At 36.2% G+C, this 20907-nt stretch carries 15 protein-coding genes; 7 read left to right on the forward strand and 8 right to left on the reverse strand.

The features are described from left to right. Positions 1-361 precede the first annotated feature (361 nt). Positions 362-1045, forward strand: coding sequence for a DNA alkylation repair protein (locus tag BR72_RS11880; RefSeq protein ID WP_035433306.1), 684 nt, complete (start codon positions 362-364; stop codon positions 1043-1045). 403 nt (positions 1046-1448) lie between these two features. Continuing rightward, positions 1449-2825, forward strand: coding sequence for a glycine--tRNA ligase (locus tag BR72_RS11885; RefSeq protein ID WP_035433307.1), 1377 nt, complete (start codon positions 1449-1451; stop codon positions 2823-2825). Between the two features lie 140 nt (positions 2826-2965). Here BR72_RS11885 and BR72_RS11890 read toward each other — a convergent pair whose 3' ends face one another. Then, entirely contained in the window at positions 2966-3343 is a 378-nt protein-coding gene (locus BR72_RS11890) for a hotdog fold thioesterase (RefSeq protein WP_035433309.1), read from the reverse strand. Positions 3344-3434: 91 nt separating this feature from the next. Between BR72_RS11890 and BR72_RS11895 the strand changes: the two genes are divergently transcribed. The 5 genes from BR72_RS11895 (at position 3435) to BR72_RS11915 (ending at position 9050) form a co-directional block, all read left to right on the forward strand. Continuing rightward, the gene (locus tag BR72_RS11895) at positions 3435-4178 is read left to right on the forward strand and encodes a DUF3298 and DUF4163 domain-containing protein (protein ID WP_035433310.1); all 744 of its coding nucleotides are present in this window, start codon (positions 3435-3437) and stop codon (positions 4176-4178) included. Positions 4179-4227: 49 nt separating this feature from the next. Next, positions 4228-4818 (forward strand): biotin transporter BioY, encoded by a 591-nt coding sequence (locus BR72_RS11900; protein WP_035433312.1) that lies wholly within the window; start codon positions 4228-4230, stop codon positions 4816-4818. Between the two features lie 226 nt (positions 4819-5044). Then, the gene (gene murJ, locus BR72_RS11905; protein ID WP_035433314.1) at positions 5045-6601 is read left to right on the forward strand and encodes a murein biosynthesis integral membrane protein MurJ; all 1557 of its coding nucleotides are present in this window, start codon (positions 5045-5047) and stop codon (positions 6599-6601) included. Continuing rightward, positions 6594-7661 carry a glycosyltransferase family 4 protein gene (locus tag BR72_RS11910; RefSeq protein ID WP_035433316.1) on the forward strand — a complete coding sequence of 356 codons (1068 nt, stop codon included), beginning with the start codon at positions 6594-6596 and terminating at the stop codon, positions 7659-7661. The genes murJ and BR72_RS11910 overlap by 8 nt, the downstream gene beginning before the upstream one ends. 12 nt (positions 7662-7673) lie before the next feature. Next, complete coding sequence (locus BR72_RS11915) at positions 7674-9050, forward strand: O-antigen ligase family protein (RefSeq protein ID WP_035433318.1); 1377 nt, start codon at positions 7674-7676, stop codon at positions 9048-9050. Between the two features lie 28 nt (positions 9051-9078). Here BR72_RS11915 and BR72_RS11920 read toward each other — a convergent pair whose 3' ends face one another. From BR72_RS11920 to BR72_RS11950, 7 genes are all read right to left on the reverse strand, one after another. Beyond that, positions 9079-11625: a YfhO family protein gene (locus BR72_RS11920; RefSeq protein ID WP_035433319.1), complete on the reverse strand. Its 2547-nt coding sequence runs from the start codon at positions 11623-11625 to the stop codon at positions 9079-9081. Positions 11626-11753: 128 nt separating this feature from the next. Then, the gene (locus tag BR72_RS11925; RefSeq protein WP_035433320.1) at positions 11754-14450 is read right to left on the reverse strand and encodes a YfhO family protein; all 2697 of its coding nucleotides are present in this window, start codon (positions 14448-14450) and stop codon (positions 11754-11756) included. Between the two features lie 80 nt (positions 14451-14530). Next, positions 14531-14953, reverse strand: a complete 423-nt coding sequence (locus BR72_RS11930) for a GtrA family protein (RefSeq protein WP_035433322.1) — start codon at positions 14951-14953, stop codon at positions 14531-14533. Positions 14954-14965: 12 nt separating this feature from the next. Next, on the reverse strand, positions 14966-15970 hold the full coding sequence (locus BR72_RS11935; protein ID WP_035433324.1) for a glycosyltransferase family 2 protein: 1005 nt from the start codon (positions 15968-15970) through the stop codon (positions 14966-14968). A 140-nt stretch (positions 15971-16110) separates the two neighbouring features. Then, positions 16111-16995: a UTP--glucose-1-phosphate uridylyltransferase GalU gene (gene galU / locus BR72_RS11940; protein WP_035433327.1), complete on the reverse strand. Its 885-nt coding sequence runs from the start codon at positions 16993-16995 to the stop codon at positions 16111-16113. 486 nt (positions 16996-17481) lie between these two features. Continuing rightward, the gene (locus BR72_RS11945; RefSeq protein ID WP_035433328.1) at positions 17482-19209 is read right to left on the reverse strand and encodes a phospho-sugar mutase; all 1728 of its coding nucleotides are present in this window, start codon (positions 19207-19209) and stop codon (positions 17482-17484) included. Positions 19210-19372: 163 nt separating this feature from the next. Then, positions 19373-20860, reverse strand: coding sequence for a leucyl aminopeptidase (locus BR72_RS11950; RefSeq protein WP_035433330.1), 1488 nt, complete (start codon positions 20858-20860; stop codon positions 19373-19375). Between the last annotated feature and the right edge of the window lie 47 nt (positions 20861-20907).

Below are 20907 nucleotides of genomic sequence, written 5' to 3' on the forward strand. Positions count from 1 at the left end.
TCGCCACGGAAAGTTTTAAGAAGCGGCTAAAAAATTTTTTATCCCGCATTAACGGGCAGTAATACTCCCACCTCAAAATTCAGCAAAAGCATTGTCCAGCTCCAGCGGCTAGAATCTCCGGTCGTTTCGCCCCCTCGGACGAGGCAAAAAGCGCCTCTCTGTCAGGGGCGTGGGCGTCCTGCGATTCTGAGCAAGCCGCTTCCGCTTTTCTGAAGAAGTTAGGTGGGAGATAAATTGCCCGTAAAAGCCCGATTGGTTCAACTAATAATCAGTGGAGGATGAAAAACCCCCCCCACTGATTAAAGTTTCACTTTATCTATGCTACACTTAAATTGAAAAATATGAATGTGGAGTGAGCCTTATGCATCCTTTTACCGTAAGCATACAAGAACACTTTGAAGCACATCGAAACCGTGAAAAAGCAGAATCAATGGAACGTTATATGAAAAACCACTTTCCCTTTCTCGGCATTCAAACACCAGAACGAAAGCAATTAATTCGTGAAGTACTGCAAAACAATGAAGCACCGAAAGCAGCAGATCTTCCCGTAATTGTTCGCGAACTTTGGGCACTGCCAGAACGAGAATTTCAAATGGTTGCTTTAACGCTACTGGATAAATATCGAAAACATTTAGATGAAACTCATATCCCGCTTTTAGAAGAGCTCATTACGACAAAATCATGGTGGGATTCCGTGGATATGCTCGCAAGTCATTTTGTCGGCCTTATTTTAGCAGCACATCCACATTTAATCGAACCGTATGTCCAAAAATGGATGGCATCTCATAATATGTGGCTCCAAAGAACATGCCTGCTATTCCAGCTCAAGTATAAAGAAAAAACAGATACGAAACTTCTCTTCTCATTCATCAAACAGCTAAGTCACTCTAAAGAATTTTTTATTCAAAAAGCAATCGGCTGGGCACTTCGTGAATACGCAAAAACAAATCCTCCAGCTGTATGGGAATTCGTCCAAACACATGAGCTCGCACCGCTTAGTAAACGTGAAGCTACTAAACATATTAGAAATGGATTTGCGCAATAAGTTTTGGGCTATACTACATAACAGACACTGCATATACTAACCTAAACACACGCTCTCTATTGTGAATTAGAAAAGAACATGATAGAATATGGTCATCTATTTTTTAAATATGGTAGCGATGAAGGACAAATAAGTACTTGTAAAGAAGAAGCGATTCAGGGATGGTGCAAGCCTGAAACTGCAAGGAAACGGCAGTCCCGAGCAATACAATATAAAGTGGACATACACTTTTGTGTGTCAACTAGGGTGGAACCGCGGGCAAACGCTCGTCCCTAGGCAAATAAGCCTTGGGATGAGCGTTTTTTATTTTGAAAAGCGGAAGCGGCTTGCTCACCTAATCGCTTCTCCAAGTACTACACTATCTTTCATCGCCAATACGTTATCTTTTAAGGAGGAATTAAAAATGGCTTCAATGGAGCAAATCGTAAACTTAGCAAAACATCGTGGTTTTGTTTTCCCTGGTTCTGAAATTTACGGCGGTCTTGCAAATACTTGGGACTACGGTCCACTTGGTATCGAATTAAAAAACAACGTGAAAAAAGCTTGGTGGAAAAAATTCATTCAAGAATCTCCGTATAATGTAGGTTTAGATGCAGCAATTTTAATGAATCCAAAAACTTGGATAGCATCTGGACACGTTGGAAACTTCAACGATCCAATGATCGACTGTAAAAAATGTAAAGCACGCCATCGTGCTGATAAATTAATTGAAGATGCACTAGAAGCAAAAGGTATCGAAATGATCGTTGATGGTCTTACTTTCGATCAAATGGCTGGATTAATGAAAGAACACGAAGTAAAATGCCCAGATTGCGGCAGCGAAGACTTCACTGAAATTCGTCAGTTCAACTTAATGTTCAAGACATTCCAAGGCGTGACAGAATCTAGCACAAACGAAATTTTCCTTCGTCCTGAAACAGCACAAGGTATTTTCGTAAACTTCAAAAACGTACAGCGCTCTATGCGTAAAAAGCTTCCATTTGGTATCGGCCAAATCGGTAAAAGCTTCCGTAACGAAATTACGCCTGGTAACTTTACGTTCCGTACGCGTGAATTCGAACAAATGGAACTTGAATTCTTCTGCAAACCTGGCGACGATTTAGAATGGTTCACATTCTGGCGCAGCACTTGTAAAAACTGGCTTCTTTCACTTGGTATGAACGAAGAAAGCATGCGTCTTCGTGACCATGGTGAAGAAGAATTATCTCACTATAGTAACGCAACAACTGATATCGAATTTAGATTCCCATTTGGCTGGGGCGAGCTTTGGGGTATTGCATCTCGTACTGACTTTGACTTAAACCGTCATATGGAACATTCTACTGAAGACTTTAACTATGTAGATCCACAAACGAATGAGCGTTACGTACCATACTGCATCGAGCCATCTCTTGGCGCAGATCGCGTAACATTAGCATTCTTATGTGATGCATATGAAGAGGAACAATTAGAAAACGATTCTCGTACAGTTCTTCGTTTCCACCCAGCATTGGCACCATTTAAAGCAGCGATCCTGCCGCTTTCTAAAAAGCTATCTGAAGGTGCTGGTGAAGTGTTCGCAGAACTTGCGAAAGACTTTATGGTAGACTTCGACGAAACAGGCTCTATCGGTAAACGTTACCGCCGCCAAGACGAAATCGGTACACCATTCTGTATCACATATGACTTCGATTCTGTTGAAGACAATGCAGTAACAGTACGTGACCGTGACACAATGGAACAAGTACGTATGCCAATTAGCGAACTAAAAGGATTCTTAGAAAAGAAAATTCAATTCTAATGAAAAAAACGACTGCTTCAAGCAGTCGTTTTTTTATTGCCCACCGATATATCGGCGCTTTTTGCGATATATCGGCGCTTCGACACAATTTAAAGACCACTCGGCGGTATTCGACACGCGGATAGTCCATTTCTTCACATTTATCTTTTCGCTTTCACCGCAACTGTACATCTTGAAATACAAATTAAATTATTGTCTTCATCGATAATGCGAATGTCCCATACCATTGTCGTTTTCCCTTTATGAAGCGGCGTTCCAATCGCCGTGACGATACCGTCTCGTTTAGACAGCAAATGATTTGCATTAATTTCAAGACCGAAACAAATATATTTCTCTTGATCAATTAAATTGTATGTACCGACACTAGCAACTGTTTCTGCTAAAGCAACAGAGGCTCCTCCGTGTAAATAACCCAATGGTTGATGCGTACTTCCATGTACTGGCATCGTCGCTACAACTTTATCATCTGTCATTTCTAATAATTCAATACCTAACGCTTCCATTAATGTTTTAGACATACGGCTGTCCCCTTTCAATTTACCAAAAAACGCATAATATAATCTATTTCTTTTCAAACTATTAGTAATATCATATATGGAGGTCTATTATATGAAGAAACTATTATATATCATGTTACTTTTTTTCTTCTCAATTGCTATTGTACCAAAAGAAACAATAAGAGCCCAAACATCTAACATTACAATTGAAATTCATACTGCAACCCAAAAAGGTAAGAAACCATATTTTGAATATCAAATCAATTACCCGCAATTTCGTAACATTCCAGATGGACAATTTCAAAAGAAGTTAAATACGTATTATGAGAAAAGTATAGATAAGTTCAAAAAGAAATTAGAAAAAGATGCAAAAACGTATTATGAACAATCGCAAGAAACTGATGCTCCGTTTCATCCATATGTTGCGAATGTTGACTACAAGGTCCCATTCAATACATTTCCATTACTCAGTCTGTATGTAAATTATTATCAATACACAGGCGGTGCACATGGCATGTATGAATGGAAAGCAAATACGTTCGATCTTCGGCAAAATAAACCGCTTCGCTTAGCAGATTTATTTCAAAAAGATAGTCCATATGAAAGCATTATTAAGACCGAGATCGTTAGACAAATTGAACAAAATAAGGAGAATTACTTTCCAGACGCTGCCGAGAAAGTAATGAATGAAAAGAATTTAAAATACGTTTTAGAACAAGACAATTTAATGATTTATTTCCCGTTGTATGAAATTGCACCGTACGTCAGCGGCATTCCACAATTCCGTATTCCGTATACGCTACTTCGGGAAGTATTAGAACCGAAATATCAAACTATTTTAATTGACAATGCCTAGATGAATTCAGTACTATAATGTTAACTTTTAATAACGGGGGGTTAACATTTTGAGTAAACTTCGTGCATTAGACTTAGCTTTCGCCGCGATGTTTGTCGCACTTATGGCGATTGGTGCCAATATTACATCTTGGGCACCGTTTCTACAAGTTGCAGGTGTTCCGCTTTCTATGCAGCCATTTTTCGCTATTTTAGCTGGTCTTCTTCTTGGAAGCCGCCTTGGGGCCTTATCTATGATCGTTTATACATTAGTTGGAGTTGCCGGAGCACCTGTATTCGCTGGATTTAAAGCTGGATTTAGTCAATTATTAAGTCCAACTGGCGGGTTTATCATTGCTTTCATTATTGTTGCTTATGTAACAGGTAAGATTGTTGAGCAAGTGAGAACTCCCAAATTCGGGACATTCTTTACAGCTTCTACTGTCGGCATCATTCTTACCTATGTGATTGGAACAACTTATATGTACTTAGCTATCAATTACTGGATGCACGGCAACATTAGCTATGCAGCTGCCTGGAAAGTTATGATGTGGTTTGCTGTAAAAGATATTATCTTTACAATTATTGGTGCAGTCATTGCACCTCGTATATACTATGCAGTTCGCCGTTCTGCGTATCAAAATAGTCGCCTTGCATCATAACCATCAGCAGGGGCTTATTTCTCGCGAATCGTATACTGTTGTTTTGCTATAAAAGACGGGAATCGTTATTGTCTTTTATTACGAACTAAAGAGGATATTCTCCTATTGGATGATATCCTCTTTTTCATAGGAAACATTTTCTGTTGCTAAGATATATATTTGATTTTTACATACAAATAAATTATGCTTGAAAAAGAATTAAATTAAAGTAAGGATTTGATTAGAAATGAGTAGGGAAGCCTCTCAAGATCAGACAAAAAAATTTCTCATTGTAACACTATTTTTCACACTTGGGACAGCTTTAGGAAAACTACTTGGATTCGCAAAAGAAGTAACACTTGGAGCTTATTTCGGTACAAATTATGCAGTTGATGCATACGTTGTCGCTTTAAATATACCTACGATTGTTTTCACTGGTATTACAGGGGCTTTCGCCTTTTCTTTCATTCCAATTTTTATGGAGTTAAAGGGAAAAGATCCGGTTAAAGCATATCGATTCATGAATAATTTTTTAAACATTGTTCTACTTATTTTTTTGATTCCGCTTTTGCTCATTGAATTACAGCCCCGCTTCTTCATTTCACTATTTGCGCACGGGCTTCCTGAGCAAACAGCTTTGTTATCAGCTTATTTAATACAAATTATTTTTCCGACCGTATTTTGTACATTCATGATTGATATTTTTAATGCTTATTTAAACAGTTTACATAAATTTCGTATTACAAGTATGCAATGGGTTGTATTAAACGGAATTACCCTTATTATTTTTGTGGCCCTTGTACAATGGATTGGAATTTATGCACTTGCACTCGGTGTTATTATCGGAAACATCGTGCAAAATATACTTGTTTATGTCGCTTCCAAGAGGGAAGGATATCGTTATCAATTTATAATCGACTTTAAAGACCCTTCTTTAAAAACGATGATTTCTTTGAGCATCCCTGCTTTTATTACAAGTACGTCTGTTCAAATTAATCTACTTGTTGATCGTACACTAGTCTCTGGATTAAATGAAGGATCGATTGCGGCGCTTAATTATTCCCAAAAGCTATACTTTATTCCGCTTGGGTTAATTGCTGCTCCTGTCTTAACAGTTATGTATCCTAAATTTGTTGAATACGTCAATCAATCGAACTGGAAAGATTTCGCAAAATTAATGGAAACAAATATAAAAGTGCTCTTATATTTATTTATCCCTGTCTTTATTTATTTCACTTTTTTTACAGAGGAAATTGTTAAAGTTATTTATAACTACGGGGCATTTGGGAAAGATTCTATTATGATGACCGCAACCGCATTGCAATTTTATGCGTTAGCTGCCCTTATGCAGCCATTAAAAGACTTACTTGATCGTTTGCTTTTTTCTTTGAAGCTAAATCGATACATTATGTATGCATCGATTATATCCATGATTATAAATGTTATATTATGTATTATACTTGTTAACCAGATTGGTTTAGCTGGTGCAGCTCTTTCCACTTCAATAGCATCGGTGAGCACTGTACTGATGCTATTATGGATGCTCCAAAAATTCATGAAAGAGAAAGAACAGGTGAACTTACGCTACGGTGGCTTTTTATTCAAATGTATTGTTGCATCTTTTGTAAGTTTGTATACTTCCAAACTGCTGCTTCATTTCTTACATGATACAAAGTTGCTTATCTTATTAGCAATAGCAATTGGTGCCATCGTTTACTTACTCGTCACTTACACATTAAAGATAAAAGAGCTACAACAATTGCTATCGCTATTTTTAGGTAGAAGGAAGGATATAAATGAATAAAATTATGTACCTTTTAAATTATATCGGGGATGGAGGATCAGAAAAATATGTTCTAGATTTAATGGAATCTATTGGTCCAGAGCACTGTATCCTTGTATACTCTATCCCTGGTCCTTTCTTAAAAAAATTTGAACAACTAAACGTACCAATGTACCGCATTAACATGCGTCATCCTTTTGATATACAAGCTGCTATGCAATTAAAGAAGATTATAAAAAAAGAAAAAATCGATATTGTTCATGCACAATTTTTACGTGAAAACTATATTGCGATTTTAGCTAAACTATTAGGTGCTCCTGTTCGGGTTATTTGGACATATCACGTCAATGTGCCGATGCCATTTCACCTAAAGTGCAGCAATTCCTTTTTTACTCGCTATAACGATGCAATCATTTGCATCTCTCAATTTATGAAGCAGGAACTATGCCAAAAGGGCGTACCAGAAAAAAAGATACATGTTATTTATAACGGCGTTGCCGATCCATATACAGATGCCCCTCTTTCTCAGCATGGCCCGAGAAAAATTGCTGTGATCGGGAGGCTGAGCAGAGAAAAAGGACAACCGTTCTTATTAACAAGCTTGCAAAAATTAAAAGCTTTGCACCCATCTTTACAGTGGCACTGCGATATTATCGGTGAAGGGCCATTGAAAACAGAGTTATCAACTATGATTCAAGAGTTATCACTAAATGAACATGTATCATTAAAAGGATTTCGAGACGATATTATAAAAGAGTATACAGAACATGATATTATTGTGATTCCATCAGAAAATGAAGGATTATCCTATGTCGCAATTGAAGCAATTGCTATGAAAAAACCTGTGATTGCAACAAATGTTGGCGGCTTGCCAGAAGTAATTGTTCATAATCAGTCAGGGCTATTAATACCGTACGGAGCGGAAGAAACATTAGCTGCCTCCTTAGCAAAATTATTACAAGATGAAAAATTATATCATTCCTTAGCAGAATGCGGGCGCGAGCATTACTTACAAAACTTCACTTTCTCAAAAATGGTGAACGAAGTTACAACAATTTATCGCATACCATCATCATGTTAAAGGAGAATATATATGACACATTCAACTCGATTCTACTATATATGGGCAAGTATCTTCTTCATTATATTGGGCTTACTGTTTCCATCAGTTTATACCGGGCTTTTCATTTCTTTCGTACTAGCATGTGCTACTTTTCGAGATGAAAAGCTCGGTATTGCTTATTTATTACTATTTATTCCGATGCGCCCTTTTCTCGTTGCTTTTAATTCCGGGTTAAAGTTTATCGGTCTATTTATTATCATTGCGCTCTTAGTGCGTCTGTTATTGCAATATCGAAATAATATTTCAAAGCTTTTTTCATTCCGTTACTTTGAAATATTATATTTTATTTTCTGCTTGTTTGGCGCTGGGGTCGGTCTATTAAACGGCGTTTCAATCATTGCAATTGCTATGCAATTACACACATTGCTTCTATTTTATTTTTTATACTATATCGTTTCGCGCATCACTATTCAGCATGAGGATATCACATTTTTTGCGAAGATTACCTTTATAGCGTCTAGCATTATATCCGTGCAAGGTTTAATTGAAAAACTATCACTACGCACCATTTTATTACCAGAAGCTTGGAAAGATCTTGTGCTTGCTCCGACAAATAAAATCCGGATATACGGAATGGCAGGCGGTCCAAATGAATTGGCATTATATTTGACGTTAGCTCTTCTTATTTCTTTATACGTTCTTCAACACGTATCAGGGAAAATGAAATATGTCACATATATAGGGCTTACACTTATAGCCACAACATTATGGCTTACGTATTCACGTGGTGCCTTTTTAACAGTTATCGTCTTTGGGCTTATCTATCTATGTATTCACCGAAAGATTCCAATTTGGAGATCATTGCTAGTCATTTCCCTTTTGTCATCCCTATGTGCGGTAGGCATCTCAAAAATGACGAACTATTTAGAGGGAGACCAAGTAGGCGTAAAACGATTTACAGAGGCATTATCAGAAGACACAGTTGAACTTAGTAAACAAGACGGACGCATTTACTACGTCAAAAAAGCTGTTGAAATCTTTCAGGATAAACCAATTACTGGCTATGGATTCGGGACATTTGGGGATGCTGCTACGCAAACTTTCTCATCGCCTATTTACAAAAAATATGAGATTACATGGAATTTTTATTCTGATAATCAATACATTCAAATACTCGCTGAGACAGGTATAATCGGCGTGCTCTTATGTGCAGGATTTACCTTTGGATTCCTTTCTCTTCTTTGGAAATATAGGAGAAAAGTACCGTTCGCTCCTCTTACTTTATATTTAATAGTTGGAGCGATTATTGGCAGCGCATTTTATAACATATTAGAAAATGCTTCATTTATGATGTATTTCTTTTTAACAGCCGGGTATATACAGCATGCCACGAAAAAAAGCTACTGAGAGTTCAGTAGCTTTTTTCTTTCTTATATTACTTTTTCCGTAACGTTCTTACCTGCACAATCGTAAACAATATCGTAAGGATGATGCTCACACCAGAAATTATCATACCAAGTTTTAATCCTGGCGAATGATAAGAAAGTACAACTTCATGATTACCAGCTTCCGCCTTCACTCCTAGCAATCCATCCACAACTGCTGTAGTAGGCTGCTCTTTCCCGTCGATTGTAACTGACCAACCAGCATCATAAGGAATCGGGAATACGAATGTAGCATCATTCTTTAATGCAATATTTCCTTTAACCATTTTTCCGTGATTTTCAGTAACCTTCATACTACTTTTTTGTAATGCTTTTATTGTCTCATTAAATTTGTCTATGTCTAATCCATAGAACTGTAAACCTCTCAATGAAAAGACATCTTCCTGTTCAACCTTGATTTTCATCGTTGTGACCCCATTTTTGGGGAAGTACCCAAAATCAATCAAAGTTTTTTCGATATCTGGTGGTAAATAACATGGATACTGATCATTCACCATAACGTCTTTCCAATTTTCAATCCCTGTAGCTAATCCGTATAATTGAACCTCTTTTGGTATATTTACTTGAACCGTAATATATCCCGGTTTTTCCTTGTTAACTCGTTCATATTTCCCTTCTTGTCCTGAAATAGCCGCCATGTTTTGAAGAGAAATTTTTGGATCTTCTAGCTTTTTAAAGAGTGTTCCCTCTTTTATATTAATCAATTTTTCCTGGAAAACAAAAGGATTTTCTTCTTTTTTAGAAGGTATATGTTCGATTGGATAACCAAATGGAATCATATTGTTAACCTTAAACACATTCGCAATACCAAATTGATTTATTTTTTCATGTCCATATTTTGGTACGATGCCTTCTTCAATTTTATATCCAATTTTTAAAATCGCATCCATGAGCAACGTATCACCATGGTTATTGGCTACTAAAAAGTCCGGAGACGTTGAATAGCCCGTTAGCTTTAAAAAGCGATGAAATGATCCATTTGCCATCGAGTTAAATGTTTGGAAAGATGGATAATCATATTGCAGGGAATCATTTAGCGTTCGCTGATATTTAGAACTTACACGATATCGCTCTGTATTCATTTCATTTACATATTGAATAGCTTGTTTGGCATCTTTGTTCACTTCGTACTCGTCACGCTTTGTATAAGCCATTTCTCTATGTAGTCCATGAATATATTTTCTTGTATTAAAACCTATATCGCATATTAAACAAAGAAGTAATAATCCTGTCGTTATTTTTGTTAATGACGGTTTCATCATGCGAATATGCAATACGACTACAATAAATGTAATCAGGATAGCGTTTATGATCAGTATCTTACTATGAACTACTTCATAATGTTTCACTGACAATGCATACAATAAAATCAAATGGATGATATAACTAATCCATAACGGCAATACATCTTTTCGACTAATATGTTGAAATACTCTCGCTGCCATAAACACAGCTAACATCACAAAGACGAACGCAAAACGATATGGATATGCATTTGGCCACTTATTTCCATGCCATGCTAAATTTAAAAATGGAATTGCAAAACTACAAATTAAGAACAGAAATACAAATATAGATAAGAATTTTTCTCTTTTGTTAATTTCTTGATTAACAAAGTATACAGGTAATAGTACGAGTACTAATATGGATGCATATACATTTGGTGTACCAAATAAACTTGAATCATATCCACCAGATAATAGCTTCCAATAGAAAAGAAGTAAATCAAGTTTCCATTCTAATTTGAATTCCGTTGAACCGATACTATACGGATTACTCTTTAATGCTTCAAAAGTCGGAAGAATAATCACCGCTCCTATTCCAGCAGCTAGTCCCGTTCCGATGCAGAAAAGAAGAAAATGTTTTCCCCATGTTTTTATATCTCGAAACTCATATTGTGTAAAGAGTCGAATCATAAAATAAAGGAAGGTAAAAATCCCAAACATAAAGGAAATATAGAAATTTGCGATAAACATAATTGCTAAAGCAAACGTAAAGAAAATAATCTTTTTATCTCGTAAAAGTTTTTCAACCCCTAGTAAAACAACAGGTAAAAACACAATGCCATCTAGCCACATTACATGAAACGAGTAGGCCATAACAAAGCCTGATAATGCATAAGCAGTTGAAAACAATAACAACCCTTTATGCTGTTTTCCTATCACATAACGTAAAAACAAGCCGCATGTTACTCCCGCGAATCCTACTTTTAAAAGAGTAATAAGAAAAATAAATTCTGGAAGGTTTCCTTTATTAAAGAAATAAAGAAGAACAGAAAACGGACTTGATAAGTAATAAGCAAATGTTCCAATAAAGTTAAGTCCCCCGCCTAACTCTACTGTATATTGTAAACTGTTACCTTCTGTAAATACGCTATGTAAATAAGAATAAAATTGAACATATTGTGTGCTTAAATCACTAATTAATACTGAATAATTCCCAAACGGATACATACCAAATATGGCATAACTTAAAAGCAGTATCCCGAATGGAATAAAAAAGAACAGAATCCCATACAACCCTCTTAATTGTTTCATTATTTTATGCTCCTGTTTTATTTTTATTTTTGCATATTTTCTATTTTCTCACATTATTGAATATATGTAAAAAAAATCCTCCCTAAACAGGTTCTGTTACCCCTGCTTAGAAAGGATTCTCTTTCACATTACTTCCTCTTCTTTGACACGATAAAACAAAGAACAATCGTTGCCAATAAGCTAATAACAGAAACGATGACCCCTACTACAAACCCAGGGGATGTATACTTCAATTCAATTGTATGTGTTCCTTTTGGTAGTTCTACTCCAAGAAATGCATCATTCAATTTCAGTACTTTCCCATCTTTTCCGTCAACTGTTACTTTCCATCCTTTATCATATGGGATAGATAAGAAAAGAAGATTATCTTGTTTTACATCAATCTTTCCTTGAACACTGCGGCCAGTAAAGTTTGTTATGTTTAGTGGTTGTTGTTTTAATTCATCTACACGCTTCTCAAATGTATTTATGTCAAGTCCATAGAACAACTGTTGATCTAATTCAACGGACTGACGTTTTACCTTCACTTCTACTTCTACTTTTTCATTTTCAAAATAGCCTAGATCAAGAATACCATTGTTCCAATAATAAGATGGATAATCAGATACGTCGCTGTCTGGTCCTTCACCAATTGTTTTACCTAATGTTTTTCCATTTACGTAAACCTTTGTTACACCAGTTGGTTCTACACGTAATTTTGTGTATAGCTGTTGTTTTCCTTTAACGTCCAACACGTATTTGATGCTCGCTGTCTTATCATCTTGTTGTCTCACTAACTGAATTGGCTTTTGGTTTGTAAGAGCCTCTTTTTTCTTCTCGGCAGCAAGTTGCTTTTTACTTTTTTCTGTATCTGCTACCACCAAGTTATTATATTGAACAGAAGTTGGTTCAAGCGGTTTATAATAGCTAACAGGTTGTCCATTTAACTTACCAATTAGTTTATTTTGCTCTTCAAATGAGTTTGTATAGTTCGTTTTTTCAACCTTTAATTTCGCTTTTCCTTTTGTATCAAACTCATCCTTATTGACCATATATCCAAACGGAAGAGCATTTTTATTCTCATATACGGAAATATCGCCGACATTATCGACTTTTTCAAAACCATATTTATTTAATGGACGATCTGAAATCATATACTTCATACCAAATAAGGTATCAGTTGAAACAATTCCTTGACCGTTTTGCAAAATTAATGCGTCCAAATAACCGTAACCTAAATCTTGCATATATAAATTCAAGTGCCCATTCGCAACAGAATTGAAATGAGTAAGTCCTTTATACCCAAAGCGCATTGCGTCATTCCAAGTTCTTCCCATTGTCGTTTCCATGCGATATAGCCCTTTGTCTTTTTCAGCTACCTTTTGAATTGTTTCTTCATATCTCGGATATGGAGATGCATATTCCTGACGATTAATGTAGCCATACTCATAACCCATTAACTTAATCATATATACTGTGTTGAGTGCAATATCTAACGAAGCGATAGCTACTAATGCGAAAGATATGAGCGCTTTGTTCTTTTTCACTCGAACTTTTGCATATAGTAACAGCGCATACACAACAACGAAAAAGATGTTTGCCATCATTTTGTTGGATTGCATATAAGAAGGTGCTACTTTCCCAAGTAAAACAATCATAAATAGGTTAAAGAAAACAACCTTTTTCAATGCCGGTAACAATTCTTCTCCAAAGATCATAAACGTTCGAACAGCCATATAAATAAGTGAGAATGACAATACAAACGAATAACGATATGGGAAATTTGTTGGTGGTTCAAAACCATGCCAAGCAATATTTAAAAACGGTATTTCAAAAGAAAGAACTAAAAGCAGCATTACTGCCCCGTACACAATTTTTTCTTTTAATGAAATTTTCTTTGTTACAAAGAACAATGGAACAAGTAATAGCGTTAATACACCAGCATACACATTTGGCATTCCATTAACTGTTGTATCGGTAATTCCATTAAAGAAACGACTATAAAAATCAAATGGATCGAAATTAAACGCTGTAGAAAATGGCAATTTCGTACGTTCTGCAAAGTTGCTCTTTAAGTCCATATATGTCGGCAGTACAATACATGCTGACATTCCAGCTGCTAAACCTGTCCCAATGCAGAACCATACAAATTTTCGCATAAATTGCTTTACATTACGAACGTCATACAGGACACAGAAACGCGCCACAAAGTAAATAAATGTAAAGACCCCTACCATATAAGAAATATAGAAGTTTGTAATAAACGTAAGAGCTAAACTAAAAATAAACAATCCATATTTTTTAGTTGTCAACAACCTCTCAGTTCCAAGCATAATGAGTGGCAGTAAGTAAATTGCATCCAACCACATAACACAGAAGGAATACACTGTTACAAATGACATTAATGCATAAAAAGTTGAAAATGATACGATTGTAATCTCACGACGCTTCATCATATGACTTAAATAATGCGTCATTGTCACACCAGCTAATCCAACCTTCAATAATGTCATAACCATAATTGCTTCTGGAATATGAGCACGATCAAAAAAGAGAATTAAAATAGAAAACGGGCTTGCTAAATAGTAGGCAAATACGCCAAGAAAATTTAGTCCCATTCCGCCTTCCCAACTATAAAAAATGCTTTTTCCATTTTTTATAACATCATATAAATACGTGTAAAACTGTACATACTGTGTGTGCAAATCAGTAATAAGAATTGACTTTTGTCCAAATGGAGCAATACCAATCAGTATAAACATTACACCATAAATAGAAAACGGAAGGAAAAAAGCTAATGCATATAAAAATTTCTTTTTCTTAAATAAATCTAACAGCTGTTGCATTACACTCCTCCATATCATTCCTAGTTCGAAAATATATATATAAAAAACAATAGCCGGCATCAAGCCAAGCTATTTGTTTTTTATGCATTTTGGCCTTGTTTCACGTCGACCTTCTTTTTAAAGATTATATATTTGCTTGCAAAATAGTTAACAACTACAACAATAACATTTGCAATAATTTTGGACACTAAATCATTGATACCTAACCATTCAATTAATACAACCATGGATGCAATATCAATAAAATATGATAATACGCGGAAACCCATAAAATAGAAAAATTCTTTCAGCGCGTGGGCAAAGCTTGTTGGTTGACTGTTAAATACGTATTTTTTATTTGTAAAATATGCAAACAACACAGATACAATCCATGCAATTGTCGTAGCAATTTTGTAATCCATTCCTGCTAAAGTTGCACAAACAAAATACGTAACGATATTAACAAGCGTCGTTAAACCGCCAAAAAGCAAATAGTTAAAGATTTCTTTCGTTTTGTTATTCACGTTTCTAATCCCCTAACGATTTGATTTTACTTTATGGTCTTCTACGCGATATAACTTTGCTGCCGGTTTTTCATCTAAATTTGTTACTTTATCATCGTTATACTCATCTACAAAATATAGTGGACGATTTTTCGTTTCGTTAAAGATACGCCCTAAATATTCACCGATAATTCCAACTGCAATTAATTGTACACCGCCAAGGAATAAAATCGCTGTCATCATTGATGGATATCCGCTTACAGATTCCCCATGCATAAGTGTCTTAATAATAATCCAAAGCATGTAACAAAATGCACCAAATGATACGGTGAATCCGAAGAAGGATGCAAGACGTAATGGAGCCGTTGTAAAGGATGTGATTCCTTCAATTGCTAAATCGATTAGCTTAAAGTAGTTCCATTTCGTTTCACCAGCTGCACGTGGATCGCGGTCAAATAAAATTTCTTTCTTATTGTAACCAATCCAACTGAACATTCCCTTTGTATAACGCTGTGTTTCACGAATTTGCTTTAATGCTTCCACGCAGCGTCTATCTAATAAACGGAAATCTCCTGTATTTTCTTGAATTGGGATTCTTGTCGTTTTCTTTAATAGGCTATAGAATTTTCCAGCTGTCCATTTTTTCGCCCAAGATTCGCCTGCACGAGAACGTCTTTTTGCATAAACATCATCATAGCCTTGCTCCCAATATTGAATCATTTCTGGGATTAATTCTGGCGGGTCTTGTAAATCAGCATCAATAATGATAACTGCATCACCTGCCGCATGATCAAGTCCTGCGATCATCGCTGTTTCTTTTCCAAAGTTACGAGATAAATCTACATAAGAAATACGATTATCGCGTACTCGGAACTCTTTAATCATATTTAATGTATTATCTTTACTTCCATCATTCACAAATAAAATCTCGAAGTTGTAATTTGGCACCGACTCAATTACGCCCGTCAACCGACTATACAGCTGATCTAACACTTCTTCTTCGTTGTATGCCGGCACTAAAATTGTAATAGTCTTCAAAGAAGGTACCCCTTTCTTTTTCAAATTTTCTCAGTAAAGAACAATTTATAAGCACAGATTAGACATAGTAAATTGGACGTTTCCCTTAGAATACCTCATTCTCCAATTCACTATGTCTAATCTTGCACATCTATAAATAATTAATTTTTAACCGCTTGTTCTTGTACTAACTTTTGCATAATTTGTAGTAAATCTTCTTTTAATTCGTCATGTTGCAGTGCCATTTCAATTGTTGTTTGAATAAAGCCAAGCTTCTCACCAACATCGTAACGTGTTCCTTCAAAATCGTAAGCGAATACACGTTGAATTTCGTTTAGATTTTGAATTGCATCCGTTAATTGAATTTCACCGCCAGCACCGATATGTTGCTCTTCTAAGAAGCGGAAGATTTCAGGCGTTAAAATATAACGACCCATAATCGCTAAATTTGAAGGTGCTGTACCTTGTGCTGGTTTTTCAACGAATTGTTTTACTTGGTAACGACGACCCTCTTTTTCTAATGGGTCAATAATACCGTAGCGATGTGTTTCATTTTCCGGAACTGTTTGCACACCAATTACAGATGACAATGTTTTTTCATACTCATCGATCAATTGTTTTAAGCAAGGTGTTTCTGCTTGCACAATATCGTCTCCAAGTAATACAGCAAACGGCTCATCACCAATGAATTTGCGCGCACACCATACCGCATGCCCTAAACCTTTTGGTTCTTTTTGACGGATATAGTGAATATCAACCATTTTAGAAGAAGCTTGTACTCTTTCAAGTAACTCATACTTTTTCTTCTCTAATAAATTTTGTTCTAATTCAAAAGCATTATCAAAATGATCTTCAATTGCACGTTTTCCTTTACCTGTAACGATAATAATATCTTCAATACCAGCAGCTACTGCTTCTTCAACGATATATTGAATTGTTGGTTTATCAACAATCGGTAACATTTCTTTTGGCATTGCCTTCGTTGCCGGTAAAAAACGTGTTCCAAGACCAGCAGCAGGAATAATAGCTTTTCTTACTTTTTTCATGTTTACAACCTCTTTCTTTATGGTTTTACATGGCGAACATTTTTTATTTCCTATCAGTTAATTTATCCTACACAGGATAAATTTATTGTACAAAGCACACTTAATATAGAGAACATACATACGAAACACCCCGTCATATTAACTCTTGTATTATCTCGCTCTAGGAATCTTACACCCTTTTTGCTTTGTAATATTCCCTTGTTTTTTATGACAAGGTGACATTCCCTACAAATTTTACATGATTGTCTCTTCATTAGTCAAGGTTTCCTCAAACTTGTCATAGATTGATAACATAATAAGCGAACGATATGTGAACTGATTTTGCGAAAGAAACCCTTTATTTTGAGAAGTCCTTTCCCATGAAACGGTTTACTATGCACATTCCTTATTTCCACCATTTTCTACAATGAAAAAATTCTTAATATCTTTACCTTTTACTAATTTATCACATCTTTATACAACAAAAAAAAGGGATTTCTCCCTTTTTTATTGTACTCGATTCATAATATCTTCTTTAATCGCTTCAAGCTTCTCTTCACTATGTTGTAAGGAATCTCCTTGTACACCGAAGTAAAACTTGATTTTCGGCTCTGTTCCAGATGGGCGTAAGCAGAACCAAGAACCATCTGCCAAATAATACTTTAATACATTTGATTTTGGTAATTTGATTTCTTCCGTCACATTTTCTTCTACTTTTGTTCTAACGCTAGCTTTATAATCTTCTGCAATCGTTATTTCTAAATTAGCCACTTCTGTCGGTCTATTCTCACGGAACGATGTCATCATATTTTGAATTTGTTCTGCTCCGTCTTTTCCTTTTAACGTTAAGGAAACTAGTCCTTCACGGAAATATCCGTACTTTTCAAACACTTCCAGTAAACCATCATATAATGTTTTACCTTGCGCTTTATAATAAGCGGCAACTTCACATGCAAATAATACAGATTGTACCGCATCTTTATCACGGCAGAACGGACGAATCAAATAGCCGTAACTTTCTTCATAACCGAACTGGAATTCATATTCTCCGCTCGCTTCATATTGCTTAATTTTTTCACCGATAAATTTAAAGCCCGTTAACGTATCGATTGTATCAAGTCCGTAAGATTTTGCGATTGTACGTCCTAACTCGGATGTAACGATTGTTTTTAATACAACACCGTTTGCTGCTAAAATGCCTTGTTCTTTCTTTTGTGATAATAAGTAATCCAGCATTAAAGCACCCGTTTGGTTTCCTGTTAACACTTGATACTCGCCATCATGATTACGAACTGCAACGCCAAGACGATCCGCATCTGGATCTGTTGCAATTAAGACATCCGCATCAATTTCTTCACCATACCCTATTGCCAATTCAAACGCAGCATGCTCTTCTGGGTTTGGTGATTTTACTGTTGAGAAGTTTGGATCTGGCTGTTCCTGTTCTTTTACAACGGTTACATTTTTAAATCCAACTGCTTCTAATCCGCGGCGAGCCGGGATGTTAGATGTTCCATGTAAAGGCGAGAAGACAATTTTTAAGTCTTGTCCAATTTCCTTCACAAGCTCTTTATTTAGAATAACTGTTTTTAATTGCTCTAAATATGCATCGTCAACTTCTTGGCCGATAATCTGTAAAAGACCATTTTGTTTCAGTTGCTCTACATCAGCAACCTCTATTGTCAATTCATCGCTTACATGATTTACATAATGAATTAACTCATCCGCTTCTTTTGGAGGCAATTGTCCCCCATCGTCTCCGTACACTTTATAGCCATTATATTCAGGTGGATTATGGCTCGCTGTAAGAACGATACCACTGTACGTATGTAAATAACGCACTGCAAATGACAATTCTGGCGTTGGGCGCAGACTTTCAAATACGTATGTTTTAATTCCGTGAGCACCTAATGTTGCTGCTACTTCCAGCGCAAACTCTGGAGACTTATGGCGAGAATCGTATGCAACAACAACACCGCGTGCTTTTGCTTCTTCACCTTGTTTTTCAATGAAACGAGCCAAACCTTCAGTTGCCTTACGGACAGTATACACATTTAGGCGATTTGTACCAGCGCCTAATTCTCCGCGCATACCCCCTGTACCAAATTCTAAATTTTTATAAAAACTATCCTCAATTTTCTTTTCATCACTTTTCATTTCTTCTAGTTGCTGCTTTAACTCTGCATCTAAATCTGCAAAGGAAATCCAGCGTTCATACTCTTTGTTCCATTCCATGTTGTTTTCTCCTCTCAATCAGCATAGTCCCATTATATGAAAAAAATTATGCTTCCCTCAATATTTTTTATTTTTTTACAACATTTAATTCCCTATTTATCACAAAAAAACAGTAACGCACTCAAAAAAAAAAAGGATCGGCAAATGCCAATCCTTTCCTCATTTATTCTTCATCTCCAAAGCTCTCAACAAGTGTTGCCAATGTACGTACCATTACCCCTGTTGCTCCGCTCGGACCTAAGTCATGTGCGCTCGTTGTATCAGATGTTCCTGCGATGTCTAAATGTACCCAAGGTGTTTCTTCTGCAAATTCTCCAATGAATACACCTGCCATAATCGCATGGCCCTCACGTCCTGGCGAGTTATTTAAATCGGCTAACTTACTATTTCGAACACGTTCTTTATCGCGTTCAAAAATTGGTAATTGCCAAACTGTCTCATCTGTTTCCATCGATGCTTCTAACACTTGTTCATAAAATGCTTCATTATTTGTCATAGCACCTGTTGTATGATTTCCAAGAGCAACAATCACACCACCTGTTAATGTTGCAACATCAACAAGATAATTTGCTCCAAGCTTCTTCGCATACGTAATACCGTCCGCTAACGCTAAACGACCTTCTGCATCCGTATTTAATACTTCAATCGTTTTACCGCTCATCGATGTAATCACATCATCTGGTTTAAATGCAGTGCCGCTCACCACATTGTCTGTAGAAGGAATAACAGCCACTACGTTTTGCTCTGGGCGAAGTTCACCGATAACTTCCATTGCGCCAAGAACAGCTGCCGCACCGCCCATATCGCCTTTCATGCCAACCATGCTTTCACGCGGTTTTAGAGAATACCCACCAGTATCATATGTAATCCCTTTACCAACTAAACCAATTACATCTGTCCATTCTTCTTTCCCTTTATATAAAAGAGCAATCATTTTTGGCGGCTCTGTAGAACCTTGGTTTACCGCAAGCAGAGCGCCCATTCCAAGATCTTCCATCTCTTCTTTCTCAAGAACTTTATAATCCATATCGTACTTTTCTGCTAGTTCAACCGCATAATCAGCTAAAGCTGTTGCCGTTAACATATTTGGCGGCATATTGATAAGCGTACGCGCAGAGTTTGTAGCCTGTCCGTGCACATAGCCAACTGTTAATGCAGCTTCAATTTCTTGCGAATCTTCCTTTGTAATCACAGCAAAGCTTTCTAATTGATGAGCTTCTTTTTTATCTGTTTTATATGTTACTAACTCATATGTGCCAAGAGAATATGTTTCTGCTGCAATATGCGCAACATCAATAGCATCCATCTTATCTGTAACGAATGAATCTAACATAAATGCAACATTTTTCACTTTCGCATTTTGCAATGTTTTCGCTAATTTTCCAAGTGCACCGCGCAGCGTTTCTGTCGTATATCTTTCTTTTTTGCCAAGACCGACAAAATAATAACGCTTTGCTTTTGCTTTTCCTAAACTATGTACTTTTGAAATGACTTTCTTCTTTGGAGAAAGTTCCTTTTCATCTAGTAGCACTTGTACATATCCATCGAACGCTTGATTTAATTCGTTTACAAAACTGCTCATTACTTCATCTTCAAATAAAGCAACAACTACTGCTTCATGGCTTGCTAATTCTTTTTGTACTTGAAACATATCAGCACCCCCTGTTTTTTCTATGTCCTATTATACTCTTGTTTTCA

It is taken from the genome of Bacillus sp. UNC322MFChir4.1 (assembly GCF_000746135.1).
Classification (GTDB): domain Bacteria; phylum Bacillota; class Bacilli; order Bacillales; family Bacillaceae_G; genus Bacillus_A.

Coding starts and splice junctions, on each gene's coding strand:
- BR72_RS11880 (WP_035433306.1), top strand. CDS start 362: ATGCATCCTTTTACCGTAAGCATACAAGAACACTTTGAAGCACATCGA.
- BR72_RS11885 (WP_035433307.1), top strand. CDS start 1,449: ATGGCTTCAATGGAGCAAATCGTAAACTTAGCAAAACATCGTGGTTTT.
- BR72_RS11890 (WP_035433309.1), bottom strand. CDS start 3,343: ATGTCTAAAACATTAATGGAAGCGTTAGGTATTGAATTATTAGAAATG.
- BR72_RS11895 (WP_035433310.1), top strand. CDS start 3,435: ATGAAGAAACTATTATATATCATGTTACTTTTTTTCTTCTCAATTGCT.
- murJ (WP_035433314.1), top strand. CDS start 5,045: ATGAGTAGGGAAGCCTCTCAAGATCAGACAAAAAAATTTCTCATTGTA.
- BR72_RS11910 (WP_035433316.1), top strand. CDS start 6,594: ATGAATAAAATTATGTACCTTTTAAATTATATCGGGGATGGAGGATCA.
- BR72_RS11915 (WP_035433318.1), top strand. CDS start 7,674: ATGACACATTCAACTCGATTCTACTATATATGGGCAAGTATCTTCTTC.
- BR72_RS11920 (WP_035433319.1), bottom strand. CDS start 11,625: ATGAAACAATTAAGAGGGTTGTATGGGATTCTGTTCTTTTTTATTCCA.
- BR72_RS11925 (WP_035433320.1), bottom strand. CDS start 14,450: ATGCAACAGCTGTTAGATTTATTTAAGAAAAAGAAATTTTTATATGCA.
- galU (WP_035433327.1), bottom strand. CDS start 16,995: ATGAAAAAAGTAAGAAAAGCTATTATTCCTGCTGCTGGTCTTGGAACA.
- BR72_RS11945 (WP_035433328.1), bottom strand. CDS start 19,209: ATGGAATGGAACAAAGAGTATGAACGCTGGATTTCCTTTGCAGATTTA.
- BR72_RS11950 (WP_035433330.1), bottom strand. CDS start 20,860: ATGTTTCAAGTACAAAAAGAATTAGCAAGCCATGAAGCAGTAGTTGTT.